General features: G+C 38.1%; 13 protein-coding genes. 9 read left to right on the forward strand and 4 right to left on the reverse strand.

The annotated features are described in order from the left end of the window. Positions 1–86 (forward strand): zinc ribbon domain-containing protein (locus F6K06_RS34295; protein WP_353734890.1); only part of this gene is annotated, 86 nt, incomplete at its 5' end. 116 nt (positions 87–202) lie between these two features. After that, complete coding sequence (locus F6K06_RS26240) at positions 203–856, forward strand: PLP-dependent cysteine synthase family protein (RefSeq protein WP_124147392.1); 654 nt, start codon at positions 203–205, stop codon at positions 854–856. Between the two features lie 229 nt (positions 857–1,085). Here the strand turns inward: F6K06_RS26240 and F6K06_RS26245 are convergent, their stop codons facing one another. Beyond that, entirely contained in the window at positions 1,086–1,988 is a 903-nt protein-coding gene (locus F6K06_RS26245; RefSeq protein WP_287243680.1) for a DMT family transporter, read from the reverse strand. Between the two features lie 49 nt (positions 1,989–2,037). Here F6K06_RS26245 and F6K06_RS26250 point away from each other — a divergent pair, with 49 nt between their 5' ends. From F6K06_RS26250 to F6K06_RS26265, 4 genes are all read left to right on the forward strand, one after another. Next, positions 2,038–3,066, forward strand: coding sequence for a hemolysin family protein (locus F6K06_RS26250; RefSeq protein ID WP_124147391.1), 1,029 nt, complete (start codon positions 2,038–2,040; stop codon positions 3,064–3,066). A 1,199-nt stretch (positions 3,067–4,265) separates the two neighbouring features. After that, positions 4,266–5,063 carry an SDR family oxidoreductase gene (locus F6K06_RS26255; RefSeq protein WP_124147390.1) on the forward strand — a complete coding sequence of 266 codons (798 nt, stop codon included), beginning with the start codon at positions 4,266–4,268 and terminating at the stop codon, positions 5,061–5,063. Between the two features lie 465 nt (positions 5,064–5,528). After that, on the forward strand, positions 5,529–6,038 hold the full coding sequence (locus F6K06_RS26260; protein WP_124147389.1) for a GNAT family N-acetyltransferase: 510 nt from the start codon (positions 5,529–5,531) through the stop codon (positions 6,036–6,038). Positions 6,039–6,224: 186 nt separating this feature from the next. Then, on the forward strand, positions 6,225–6,926 hold the full coding sequence (locus F6K06_RS26265) for an SDR family oxidoreductase (RefSeq protein WP_124147388.1): 702 nt from the start codon (positions 6,225–6,227) through the stop codon (positions 6,924–6,926). Positions 6,927–6,928: 2 nt separating this feature from the next. Here the strand turns inward: F6K06_RS26265 and F6K06_RS26270 are convergent, their stop codons facing one another. From F6K06_RS26270 to F6K06_RS26280, 3 genes are all read right to left on the reverse strand, one after another. After that, positions 6,929–7,081 carry a hypothetical protein gene (locus F6K06_RS26270; RefSeq protein ID WP_205127545.1) on the reverse strand — a complete coding sequence of 51 codons (153 nt, stop codon included), beginning with the start codon at positions 7,079–7,081 and terminating at the stop codon, positions 6,929–6,931. Positions 7,082–7,084: 3 nt separating this feature from the next. Then, positions 7,085–7,624 (reverse strand): DJ-1/PfpI family protein, encoded by a 540-nt coding sequence (locus F6K06_RS26275; RefSeq protein WP_205127544.1) that lies wholly within the window; start codon positions 7,622–7,624, stop codon positions 7,085–7,087. 339 nt (positions 7,625–7,963) lie between these two features. Beyond that, positions 7,964–9,298 carry a DUF58 domain-containing protein gene (locus tag F6K06_RS26280; RefSeq protein ID WP_124147387.1) on the reverse strand — a complete coding sequence of 445 codons (1,335 nt, stop codon included), beginning with the start codon at positions 9,296–9,298 and terminating at the stop codon, positions 7,964–7,966. Between the two features lie 141 nt (positions 9,299–9,439). Here F6K06_RS26280 and F6K06_RS26285 point away from each other — a divergent pair, with 141 nt between their 5' ends. From F6K06_RS26285 to F6K06_RS26295, 3 genes are all read left to right on the forward strand, one after another. Beyond that, the gene (locus F6K06_RS26285; RefSeq protein ID WP_124147386.1) at positions 9,440–9,853 is read left to right on the forward strand and encodes an element excision factor XisH family protein; all 414 of its coding nucleotides are present in this window, start codon (positions 9,440–9,442) and stop codon (positions 9,851–9,853) included. Then, entirely contained in the window at positions 9,841–10,176 is a 336-nt protein-coding gene (locus F6K06_RS26290; RefSeq protein WP_124147385.1) for a XisI protein, read from the forward strand. Before F6K06_RS26285 ends, F6K06_RS26290 begins: the two co-directional genes overlap by 13 nt. 252 nt (positions 10,177–10,428) lie before the next feature. Further along, a complete protein-coding gene (locus F6K06_RS26295) occupies positions 10,429–13,950 on the forward strand; it encodes an esterase-like activity of phytase family protein (protein ID WP_287243677.1) in 3,522 nt (1,173 codons plus the stop codon). The last annotated feature ends 283 nt before the right edge of the window (positions 13,951–14,233 follow it).

The raw sequence follows: 14,233 nt of genomic DNA on the forward strand, positions 1-14,233 counted from the left end.
GAACTTATGAATGTAGTGAATGCGGTTTTGAAGCTGATAGAGATTTGAATGCTGCTATCAACCTGAAAAACTATGTGAATCAGTAGCTTGAGTTTCAAGCGATTTTAAGCCTGTGGAGAAGATAAGTAGCAGACTGCGGTCGGTGGTCTTCTGTGAAGCAGGAAGCTAGCTCCAAAGCTCATGCAACCATGTATGGGTAAGTTTGGGTAAGTTTAGTAGAACGGAAAACTACGCCAAAGAAAATGGATACTTTGATGTTAATCAATACAACAATATCTATAATCCAGAGGCATATTATCAAACTTTAGGACCAGAAATCTGGAAACAAACAAATGGAGAAATTACTCACTTTGTGATGACTGGTTCTACCTTTGGGTGTATATCAGGTACAGGAAGCTTTCTCAAGGAGTGTAATCCAAAAGTTAAAGTTATATTGGCAGATCCCGTAAACTCAAATATTTATGCCTACTACTATAGCAACTATAGTAATTCCAAAAATGATTTAAGCTTAAATTCAAGTCTTGGTCAATTCTCAATTATTGAGGGAGCTGGAAAATCTGCACCGACAAAATGCCTGGATTTTTCTGTGATTGATGAAGTTGTGAAGGTTTCAGATGAAGAAGCAATTTCTACTTGTCATCAACTAGCTAAGGATGAGGGTTTACTGGTTGGTGGCAGTAGTGGTCTTAACGTTTTTGCTGCCAAACTTATTGCAAATCGTTTAGATCGAAAACAGGTAGTAGTTACAGTTCTCTGTGATAGTGGAATTAAATACCTATCCAAAATTTACAATCAAGAGTTTCTCAGTAAAAATGGTTTAAAAATTGAAAGTAGTGTTTCAACAATTAATAATTAATAATTAATAATTAATTATTAATTATTACCTCTCCTTGAAAGCGGATAGGATTGACGAACAGGAAAAATTTTTCTCTCTTGTTCGATTGAATATGGCGAGGTCTCCTCGCCATCCCTTGACCGCTTGTTTCTCCTTTAAAGCAGAAGCTTTAAACCTTAATTATTCGGTAATTTTTTTTCAGTATTGAGTGTATGGATGAAGTATAATTTAAAATCCTGACATTTTCGGTTTATTTTTGTTTTGAAGTAATAGCAGCGATCGCCAGTCCAATTAACAATATAATTGCACCAAAAAAAACCATGATAGAAGGAACTTCACCAAAGAATAAATAACCTAAAAAACTAGCTCCAACAGGTTCAAATAAAATTGCCAAAGTAACTAAAGTAGGAGACAACCAGCGTACTGCCCACATCAAACTTGTATTCCCTACTAATTGAGGAAATAATGCCATCAATAATAAGTAAAAGTAAACTAAACCAGGATAACCAGAGTAACCAACACCTAAAATTAAGGGAAGAGGCAATAATACAATTCCAGCTACAGTAAAAACTACCACAAGATAGCCACCAACACTAAACCCTTTAGTTTGAGCTTCCCGTCCTAGAAGTATATATAAACTCACTGCCCAAGCTCCAATCATAGCCAAAAAGTTTCCCAGCAGAGGGTTAATACCTGTATACCCCCCACCAATATCTGCTAAACCAATGGTTAACCCTCCAACCATAGCTATTACTATGCCAATAACTGTCTGACGAGAAAGTCTTTCCTTCAACCACCACCGCGACAACAAAGCTACCCAGATGGGATTAGTATTTACTAGACTGGTAGAGGCCGCGATCGAAGTGTAGGATAAAGAAGTAATCCAAAAAGCAAAATGGACTGCGAGGCAAACTCCTGCTCCTACTGCATAGGGTATTGCTCCCGACTGGAGACTCTGCCACTGAATTTTCGACCATGCGGGTACTAATAATAAAGCAGCGATCGTCACCCGCGAGGCAGCTATTACGAGACTAAACTCTACCCCACTCATGCCAGCAGAGAGACTTGCCAACCTGATTAATATTGCACCTGTAGATATTGCCAAAATACCGATAGCTAAAACTAATATAATTTGCCAGTTAGAAGGTTTCATCAGAAAATTAAAAATGGTATGATTGAGTTTAACCAATTATTAGTTAAGTATGCTAAAGCTAACTATTATAGTTTTAATTATTCTCATAGGTTCTGCTCTTTGCTCTGCTACTGAAACAGCCTTACTTTCAGTTTCTCCCATTAAAGTGCAACAGTTAGCACAGTCTAAAAAACCAGCAGCATTAGCACTGTGGGGAATTAGGAAAAAAATTAATCGCCCAATTGCTACTGTTGTGATTATTAATAACATTTTTAATATAGTTGGTAGTATTTTAATTGGTAATATTGCAGCTTCGGTTTTGGGAAATGCTTGGTTAGGAGTTTTTTCTGCAATATTAACTTTTTTGGTAATAGTTTTTGGGGAAATTATTCCTAAAACTTTAGGTGAACGTTATGCCATGCAATTTGCCTTAACTGTGGCTATACCTGTCCAAGGGTTAACTTTTATATTTACTCCTATAGTTTGGTTGATGGAAAAAATTACTTCTCCTTTTACTAAGGGGCAGAAATTACCCACCACTAATGAAGCAGAAATTATGTTTTTGACCAGAGTAGGATATAAGGAAGGAGTTATTGAGGGTGATGAAGCTGAAATGATTAGAAGAGTATTTCGGCTCAATGACAAAAATTCTTTTGATATTATGACACCTCGAATAGCGACGACTTATCTCTATGCTAATGCAACTCTGAATGAGGTAAAGTCAGATATTATTTCTTCTCAACATAGTCGCATTATTGTAATTGGAGATTCTATAGATGATGTACTTGGTGTAGCGTTAAAAAATGAATTACTTAAAGGAATTATAGAAGGAAAAGATAGTAATAAAATTTATGATTTTATGCGAGATGTTAGATTTGTTCCTGATACATTGAGAGTCGATATATTGCTAAAAGAATTTCAGAAATATCGTCAACATTTGATGGTAGTTTTAGATGAATATGGAGGAATGTCGGGGGTGGTTACTCTGGAAGATGTTTTGGAAGAATTAACTGGTGAAATTGTGGATGAAACCGATCAAAGTGTTGACCTACAAATTTTGGCAAGGATGAGAGGAAAAAGAAAGTTAAAAGATGAGTAGATTTTGAAGAAGGTGGTAGGTGGTAAGTGGTAGGTTTTAGGTGGTAGCTTAATTAAGCGGAAAGAATAGACATATGCAAAAATCGAAAATAAAAGCAATTCTTATCTATAAATTGTCAATTGTTTATTCCTGTTCCCTGCTCCCTCTTTTGGAGGAGATGTCTATTAGACATCTGGTAAAAATCCAAAATCAAATCAATTCTCACACATAAATTATCAATTATTCCCCTCCTGGGAGGGGTTAGGGGTTGGGTTCCCTACTGCCTACTGCCTATGCGTGGAGGAGATGTCTATTTAATATTAGGACATCGGGTAATTATGATTATTCATGACGCGAGCAAGATGCTCGCACTAATTGTTAAACACCAACCTTGTGGTTGCTATAATTGCTGTAATACCAATTCATAAGCATTAATGCTGGCGTTGCTGAAGCGCGTGTATAATATTAATCTTTATTACTTAGGAGTCAACCCACCCCTCGCCCCTCCCCCTCCTGGGAGGGGGAGTTAGAACTTAGGAGGGAAGGAAGAAGAAGAAAGAACAGTAGAAGGAGAAAGTTTTTTGTTTGTTGGTGCACAACGCACGTTAACGCGAAGCGTTGCGTCAGCATCATCGCGTAAGCGGAACGGAGTTCTATAGCGCTCTTATCCGGACATGATATCATACCTCAAATCACCAACCCCGCATTAATGCTATATTTCCTTAAGACTTCAATTATTAAGTAATATCATGTCCGGTAGCATCGGTATTGTAAGCGCGAAGCTAAGGAAGAAGGAAGAGGGAAGAAGGCTATTGAGCAAGAAAAAAACCTAAATTTCCTGTAGATATTCACCCTTGGGTTTACACAAACGATACCAACGGACATGATATAATAAGTAAGCTTCAATAATGTTTTTAACAATTCTAGGCACTAAGTGAAGATATATTATTCCTAGAAACCCTAGGACCTACGGAGGTTGTATGTAACCTCCCTACCTACCCTCAATAAGATGTAGCAAGAATGCGCGAGAAATGGTATAAACTCTTTTTTTTAGTAAATTTTCCTTTTTTCTTATAGTTGCGTTACACTATTTTCTATATAGCAGTCGAAGGAAAGGTTAGGACATATCAAAAACTCAAAACTCAGACAATGGAAGTTTTTTCCTTCTTCTTTCTTCCTTCTGCTGTACATATCAAATTTTAATTATTCACAAAAAAACAATGCTACCAACAGTTTTAATTACTGGTGCTTCTCAAGGTTGTGGCAAAGCAACAGCACTTTTATTTGCTAGAAAAGGATATAATATTGTCTTAGCTGCTAGAACACTAGACAAATTAGCAGAAACAGCTAATGAAGTTAGAGCAAACGGTCGTTCTGCTTTGGCTATTCCTACTGATGTTACTGATGTTAAACAAGTGGAATATTTGGTGCATAAAGCTATAGATTTTTATGACAAAATCGATATATTAGTTAATAATGCTGGTGTTTGTTTGACTGGTGCAATGGAGCATACAACATTAGAAGATTTTCAACAATTAATGAATGTTAATTTTTTCGGTTATGTGAATACAATAAAAGCTTTATTACCCCATTTTTTGGAAAATCAATCTGGCACAATTGTTAATGTTGGTTCTTTTGGTGGGAAAATGCCTTTGCCAAATATGACTGCCTATTGTGCTAGTAAATATGCAGTTACTGGATTAACTGATACTTTACGTCTGGAATTACAGTCAAAAGGAATTAATGTTACTTCTGTACAACCAGGGGTTATTAATAGCGATTTTATGGAAAGAGCGCAGTTTCGTGGTGGGGATAATTCTGAAGTAGAAAGTAGTCGTCAACAAATGAATTCTGTTTTAACATCTAATTTTGTTAGTCAGCCAAAAGATATTGCTGAAGCTATCTGGAATGCTGTAAAAAATAACCAGTCTGAAGTAGTAGTAGGTCCGGCTGTTTTAGCAACAGAAACTTATCGATTATTCCCTGGTTTAGTTCAGTTTATGATTGGAAAAAGTTGAGGATAATTTATGATGAAGTAGTTTAGCGTTCGCTAATAAATTGTTAGGTCGAAATTGAATAATATAGTTTTTGCTGGCAGTAGAGCAAACGGCAGTTTATCCTACAATATTTACTCTTATAGCAGAAGGAAGAAGAAAGAACCGAAGTTTAAAAAATCTTACTTTGTCTAAGTTTTAAACTTTTTATTTGTCCGAACCTTTCCTTTGACTGCTATATTACTAAATGCTGAATTATACCAATGCTACTGGATTTGATATTATAGCAGTATTTTCTTTAGCGTTTGATAATAAATTTGACTAAAAGCTCACTACCAAATACTATAAACAAGTATTAGATTACATTGCCCTTAATTATGGCAATAATATTTTACTAGAAGATATGGCAGCAAAAGTCAATCTTAGTTCTTCCCATTTCTCCCGATTGATAAAATTGATATAACTCTAAACTATAGATAGTTTTAAATTATGGCTTACTTAGAAACACAACGTCTTATATTGAGAGACTTTCACCAACAATACCTGTATCAGCTTGCACCAATTCTTGCTAATTCAAAAGTTATGAAATTTTCTCATACTGGAATTTTATCACCCTTACAAACCAAAGAAAAAATCCATAGTTTTATTAATTCATACAAAAAAAATAGATTTGAAAAGTGGGCTGTTATCCTCAAAGAAACTAACAAATTAATCGGCTATTGTGGAATTGCAATAGAAGAAATTGACAAAGTGCATGAGCAAGAGATTGGATATCGATTTGCTCCTGAGTTTTGGGGTAATGGGTTGGCAACTGAAGCAGCATTAGCAACAATTCAATACGCATTTAAACAACTCAAATTTCCATACATCCTGGGAATTGTTGAACGAGAAAATATAGCATCAGTAAAAGTGCTGGAAAAGTTGGGTATGAGATACGAAAATCAAACTATATTTCATGGCATTAAAATGGATATCTATCGGTTAAATGCCTCGCCCTAAGATTGTATTAAAGCAGCAAAAAATCAAAAAAAAATCTTTTTGCAAATACTATCTGTTCTAAGGAGAAGTCATTATTCATTATTAATTGTTAATTATTAATTGTTGAACTGTAGCTATTCCAATCAAGCTCATTTCTCCCGTTGAAAAATATAAAGTGAAGTACCCAATACAAAAGGTAATATAAACTTGAAAAATCATTTTAATAAAGTCGTAGTAATTGGTGCTAGTCGTGGTGTAGGTGCTGCTGTTGCGGAACACATTGTACCTTCCACTACCGAACTCATCACAGTTTCTCGTTCTCCTTCTAACTTTGGTAATTGGATCGAAGCTGATATTAGCAACAAAACCGGAATTGAAATTGTTACTAATGCTGTAGGTAATTCTCCGTTAGATGCACTTTTATATATGGGTGGTACTTGGGAAACTCAAGCTTTTACCAGCGAATATTCCTTTGAAAAATGTTCCGATCGAGATATAGAAAACGTAATAGCAGTAAATCTTGTAGCACCTATTCGTTTAGTAAAATCTCTATTACCCACACTGCGTCAAGCAACAAATCCTAAAATAATTTTTATGGGTGCGTTATCGGGTTTAGATAATTTTCCAGCACGGGAAGTCGCCAACTCCGCGTCAAAATTTGGTCTTCGAGGTGTAGTTCATGCACTGCGGGAAGAACTCCGTAAAGATCGTATTGCAGTAACAATTATTAACCCTGGGGATATTGTTACTCCTGAAGTATTAGACGACCTCAAACAAGCTGGAAAATCAGAAACCGATGCCATTCCGTTATCAGATTTATTAAGCGTAATTGACTGCGTACTTTCTCTGTCGCGCTCGACTTGTATCAAAGAAATTCAACTCCCGGCGATGAATGCTAAAGGTGCATGATATTATTTTTTAATCTTTAACATTGTTTCTTTCGTTTGATGTAAAAATGCCTCAATTAACGGTTTTCCAAACTGCAAAAATGGTTCTACAATTTCATTGCCTGCTGTCTCTGGAGTACCAGAATTAAAAGTAGGTATCGGATTATATTCCATCATTAATTATGTCATTTTAGCCATTTCTTCTCCCCAAATTAGACTTACTAAAGTTAGACCAAAATCAATGCCTGAAGTAACCCCTGCTCCAGTAATTCGATTCCGATCGACAACAACTCTTTCAGGAATAACTTCAACTCCTAACATGGCTAAATGTTCTCGAAATGCCCAATGACAAGTTGCTTTATAACCTTGTAAAAGATTAGCTGCTGCTAGAATTAATGAACCAGTACAGACGCTAGTTATATATTTGGTGGTGTTGCTTTTCTGTTGTAAAAAACTGATGATTTCCGCATCTTTCATCACTTCAATTTGCCCCATCCCACCACCAGGAATACAAATCATATCTAATGTTGGACAATTATCTAGTGTCGTTGTTGGCGTAATTAATAATCCTTCATTACTCACAACAGGAGTTAAAGTTTTCCACAGTAAATGTATTTTTGTATCAGGTGGAAAAGCTAGAACTTGATAAGCTCCCATTACATCTAATTGAACCACATCTGGATAAACTAAAAAGCCAATATTAAATTCTTTTGTCATCATCAAATATTGCAATAAAATGTTTTGTCTGAAATAATTGTCAAGGAAAAATGTTTATTTGAATAGTATCCAAGTGGGTATATTTTTCAGATATGAACAGCCTAATAAAAAAACGCGGACATATCAAAAGCTTAAAACTTAGATCAAGCCAAATTTTCCTTTTCTAGCAGATAACTTATCCCCTAGATGACCTTCTTCCTTATTTCTCTAATTTAAATTTACAAAGTCCAGTCACTTACTAAAAGATATCTCCAATAATAAAACATCAAATCAATTATCGTACAGAAATTATCAATTATTTCTCCCCTACTCCCTACTCCCTACTCCCTACTCCCTACTCCCTTAAAGTAAATTCCTAGATTTGAGCTGCAAATATCTATCTACCAATTCTGTGCTAATTTGATTTGCTGGCGCATCTAAAACCAAAACTCCTTTCTGTTTCAACTGAGTAAAAGCAACTTGTCTTTGAGATAATAAATCTATTGCTACAGCACGAGTATAAGCAGCATGACTTTTTTCATGTACCTGCTGATGTTCTCCAGAAACAGTGGGAGTATGAGCTAATTTTTCCACCAATGGGTCGCACAAAGCCACACAAAACGGTAAATAACGAGGCGTTAACCTTGCCAATGCTGCCAACAGTTCCGCAGAAGCAGTAGTATCCACAATATCAGTAATTACGACTACCAAAGCACGACGGGTTTGTTGCTTAACCACTCTAGTAACTGCTTCGACATAATCTGGTTCCCGCAAAACTGGTTGAATAGGTGTCAGACTTTCAATTAATTTTGATAATTGATTTTTTCCCCTCTCCGGTGGTATCCAAGTGCTGAGTTGACGCTCAAATACTCCCACACCCACACGATCGCCCCTACTCAACCCTGCCATTGCTAATGACAAAGTAGCATTCAAACCCCAGTCAAACCGTTTTAAACTCTGCACCTGGGCAGTCATCAACCTCCCCCCATCAAGTAAAATAATCAAAGTTTGCTCCGTTTCTGGTTCCAATACCCGCACTAAGGGGCGACTACGACGAGCAGTAGCTTTCCAGTCAATGAAGCGTATATCACCACCAATACCATATTCCCGGAGTTCGGAAAATTCTGTTCCCATTCCCAGAGGTCGCTTTTGACGCATCGTGCCAGTATTTTGTAGAGAGAGACGGATCGAGAGCGATCGTAACCCCAGCAAATCTGGGTAAACTGCCACCTGTTGACTTGCCGGAACTTGCCATTGCTGCCACGCTAAACCCCACTGTCCCAATTGTCGCGCCCGAATATTTCCCCACTGAAACTCACCTCGTTTATCGGGGTTGACATGATAAGTTAATTCTTGACTGCTGTTAGGTTCAACTATTGCTGAGAGAGTAGTAGAGGAAGTTGCAAATTCTGGGGGATAATCATCATGCAAGATAATATTTGCCCTGTGTTTGCCAGACTTAACCGATATAGTAATATCATTATCTCGCCCAATGGAAAGCTTCTCTAAAGGGTAGCGCGCTAGTTTGACTCGATGAGGTTTCACTGTAACTCCATCCCAAACAGCCAAACTACAGATAATCACATCAAACAGTGCTAGTGCCATCAAACTTATTTGTCGGTCGAGCAAAATAGTGATGACTGGCGCAACAACCATTCCTAACAATAATAGTAAATATAAACGTTTTGAAGGAATCATTTCGAGTCATACCAAATTCAAAAAATAATCCTAAAAATTAGGACTTGTTAAGTAGATTAATCATATCAAATTTATTATAATTAATAACTGTATAATAGGTTTTGGCTTTTGCAAGATAAGCTTGTATTAAGTTAGGTTGAAATGGCAAAAGATATTTACCATCAGATAGTTAAAACAGCATTGGTGAAGGATGGATGGACAATTACTGACGACCCTTTACGACTTCAATTCGGTAGTCGGACGCTTTATGCAGATTTGGGGGCAAAAAAGCTTTTGGCCGCTCAAAAGGAGGGACAACGAATTGCAGTAGAAATTAAAAGCTTCTTAGGTGTATCCCCTATTAAGGATTTAGAACAAGCGTTGGGTCAATACATTATCTATGCACAAATTTTGTCCCAGCAAGCTCCAGAACGTTTGTTATATATGGCTATTCCTCAAAGCGTATTTTCAGACTTCTTTTCAGAAGAACTACCAAAGTTTGTTGTTAAATTTAATCAAGTTAAACTACTAATTTTCCAACCAGAAACAGAGGAGGTTGTGCAATGGATAACTTAAATTTATATCGAGATATCATTGAAAAGATTCTTCAAGAACACGCGAATATTCCTTATGCTTATGGTGAAATTGAAGAGTACTTAATTATTGATAAGGAACGTAACCATTTCTTACTATTAGATGTTGGTTGGCAACAAAAACGTCGCGTTCATGGTTGCATTACTCATATTCAAATTATTAATGGTAAAATATGGGTTCAACGAGATGGAATTGAAGATGGAATTACTCCAGAACTTGTTGAGGCAGGAATTCCGAAATCAGATATTGTTTTAGGGTTTCATCCGTCTGATGTACGACACCATACAGGTTACGCGATCGCCTAGTAGTTGAAAGATGGGGAGATCAAGAAATATTTGGTAATGGTTGAAGATGGAACATTTTTTTATACAGAATTAAACGGATTTGATATAATATCATGTCCGGATGATTAGTGATAAAAAACCTTATCCCTTTAAACTTTTCTTTCCCTTCTGCCTTCTGCCTTCTGCCTCCTTTAAGACTATTTAAACTTATCTTAAAGTGAAACTGTTAATATACAATCGATCCATTAAACATATATACAACTAGGAAGATTAATGACTGACCCACAACTCAGACCATTAGGTACTTATGAAACAGGCATATTTGATGAGAGTGCTGCCGAAATTCCAGCTTACGACCCCAATACACAAAGAGTGTTTGTTGTCAAGGCAAATGAAGCAGCTATTGATGTACTAGATATTAGCGATCCCACCAACCCCAATCTAATAGATCAAATTGATGTTTCCTCCTTTGGCGCAATTGCCAACAGTGTTGCAGTTAATCAAAATGGCATCGTAGCAGTAGCGATCGAAGCTGATGTCAAACAAGACCCAGGCACCGTTGCCTTCTTCAATGCAGATGGGGAAACTCTCAACCAAGTAACTGTGGGTGCATTACCAGATATGCTCACCTTTACCTCCGATGGCACAAAGGTATTAGTAGCAAATGAAGGAGAACCCAACGACGACTACACCAACGACCCAGAAGGTTCTGTTAGTATTATCGACATTTCAGGTGGAGTAGAAAATTTAACTCAGGCAGATGTCTCTACTGCTGATTTTTCTGCTTTCATTGGTCGGGAAGAAGAATTGCGTAACAAAGGCGTTCGGATCTACGGTCCTGGGTCAAATGCAGCTCAAGACCTCGAACCAGAATTTATTGCTGTAGATGGTAACGACACCAGAGCATTTGTCACTCTGCAAGAAAATAATGCTGTAGCAGTGGTAGATATTGAAAATGCCAACATTGTAGATGTTCTGCCATTGGGAGCAAAAGACTACAGTCGCGGTCTTCCCTCCCTGACACAATTTGAATTTTCTGACCTGCCAGTTTTAGGTACAACCGAAGGAGGTGATGATATTCTCCTGGGTGGTTTATCTGGACTATGGTATGAAGGTACAGACGATGACGGCAACCTACAATTTGTCACCGTACCCGACCGCGGACCAAATGGCGCACCCACAGACGTAGATAATGACGGCGATAACGAAAGACCATTTGCCCTGCCAGACTATCAAGCTAGAATTGTTCGCTTTACATTAGATGAAGGCAGTGGCAATATTGAAATTACTGAAGAAATTCTCCTAAATAGGCAAGACGGTACAACTCCCATCACAGGTTTACCTAACATTCCTGAAGTAGACGAAGAACCAGTAGACCTATTTGGCAACCTTCTAGACTATGACCCCTTTGGTGCAGACCTCGAAGGTATTGTTATTAATGATGATGGTACATACTGGACTGTAGATGAATATCGCCCCGCCATCTATCACTTTGATGTTGATGGGTCACTCATCGACCGCTTTGTACCTGAAGGAACAGCAGCACTAGCAGAAGCAGCAGAGGGAACCTTTGGCACAGAAACCCTACCCGCAGAATATTCTAACCGTCGTCGCAACCGTGGTTTTGAAGCTATTGCGCTGGATACAGATGAAGATATTCTCTACAGCTTTATTCAAACACCTCTAGCAAATCCCAATCGCACTGCATCTGACAACTCCAGTGTTATTCGGATGTTAGGTATCGACCCAGAAACTGGGGAACCTGTAGCAGAATATGTCTACCTCCTAGAAAAACCAACTGTAGACCCAGACAACGGTACACTATTAGTTGATAAAATGGGAGATGCTGTCTATACTGAAGATGGTAAATTCTTAGTTGTAGAAAGAGATTCCTCGGTTACTGCTACAGGCAAAAAGTTTATCTTTGAAATTGACCTAAAAGGTGCAACTAACTTACTTGCTGACGATGCGCCAGAATTACCAGAAGACACAACTCTAGAACAATTAACCGCAGATGATTTAGCAGCATTAGAAATTCAAGCAGTTAATAAAACTAAAGTAACAAACTTACCTTCAATTGGTTATATCGCCGGAGACAAAGTAGAAGGTCTGGCATTATTACCAGAATCAGATGATGGAGAATTCCGATTAGCGGTACTCAACGACAATGACTTTGGTCTCTTAGATGAACAAATTCCTGGTGATGGCACTCTACCCCTTAATTCCGATCCAGTGCCAGTAGTTCTAGGTGTAATTGATTTCTCAGAAAGTAATCAAATTGACCCTAGCGATCGCGATGATGGCATTAATTTAGGTAACTGGCCTGTTTTTGGGTTATTGCAGCCAGATAGTATTGCTTCCTTTGTGATAGAAGGTGAGACCTATTATGTCACAGCAGATGAAGGAGATGCCAGAGGTTATGATGCTCTGGATGAAGAAGCACGGGTAGGAGATGATGAATATGTACTCGACCCTGATGTTTTTGATGTTGCTGCACTAGAGGATGATGCTGCTATTGGTCGTCTAACAGTGACAACGGAAGATGGAGATATTGATGGTGATGGCGACTACGACCAAATTTTTGCTAATGGGGGTCGGTCTTTCAGTATTTGGGATGCTGCGGGCAACCAAATATTCAACAGTGGGGATAGTATTGAACGAGAAACTGCAGAGCAAATTCCAGAGAACTTCAACTCAAACCGAGATGAAAATACTTTTGACGATCGTAGCGACAATAGTGGTCCTGAACCCGAAGCTATAACTACAGGAGTTTTAGGCGATAAAACCTATACTTTTCTTGGTTTGGAACGTACAGGGGGCATTATGGTTTATGATGTCAGCAACCCCACCAGTCCAGATTTTGTGCAATACATTCCTAACCGCGACTTCACCGTTGAATTTGATACGGATGCTGATGGAGACCCAGACCCTACCCCAGAGCAATTATCAGCAGCAGGGGACTTAGGACCAGAAGGATTTAAGTTTATTTCCCCAGAAGATAGTCCGAATAGGGAGGCGTTATTAGTAGTTGCTAATGAAATTAGTGGTACTACTACTGTTTATGAGTTTAGCCCAAACCAGGATATTCAGGGAACTCCAGGTGATGATAACCTCGAAGGTGGTACGGGTGATGACAACATTAATGGTCTTGCTGGTAATGATACTCTCAGTGGCCTGGGTGGCAGCGATACTATTAGTGGTTCTGCTGGCAACGATGATATTAATGGCAACCGTGGTGATGACCGCGTTAGTGGTGGTGATGGTGATGACCGCGTTAATGGTGGTTTGGAAAACGATACCATCTTTGGCGGTAATGGAGATGATAACTTAATCGGTCGTCTTGGTAATGACCGGATGTTAGGAGGTAGTGGAGAAGATACTCTCAGTGGTGGTCAAGGTCGCGATCGTCTCAATGGTGGTGAAGGTAATGATATTCTCACTGGTGGTGCAAGTATCGACCGCTTTATTTTTGCTGCCAATGATGAGTTTAGTCAGGTGAGTTTAGGGGTGGATGAAATTACAGACTTTAACCCAGACTTAGATTTAATTCTACTTGACTTAACAACTTTCACAGAAATTACTACTACTTCGGGTGAGGATATTGGGGATGAATTTGAAATAGTAGAAAGTAATGGTGATGCTGGCAATAGTGAAGCGATCGTTGTCTACAATTCTACTAATGGTGCTTTATTCTATAATGCTAATGGCAGCGATGGTGGTTTTGGAGATGGCGGTCAGTTTGCAACTTTGACTGGTACTCCAACTATATCAGCAGAGGATTTCGTAATCAGATAATATTTCTATCTAGTTAGTCTTTGTAGGTTGGGTTAAGCGATGGTCCAATCCAAAAATAACTGATGATACTATTATCTAATTATTTGTTTGGGATATATCTGGATGTTGGGTTGATCCTACGGATAAGCTAGTGCTAAAGTTCCTCAACCCAACCTACTCTACTTTTAATTGTTATCTGTTTCGATTTAGTTTTTGTAGATTGGGTTAAGCGATCGCGGAGCGGAACGGATGTTCTATCGCGCAACCCAACAATAACTGATGATATTATGGTCTAATTATTGTT

Origin of the sequence: Okeania sp. SIO1H4, assembly GCF_010672695.1 — a bacterium.
GTDB lineage: Bacteria > Cyanobacteriota > Cyanobacteriia > Cyanobacteriales > Microcoleaceae > Okeania > Okeania hirsuta.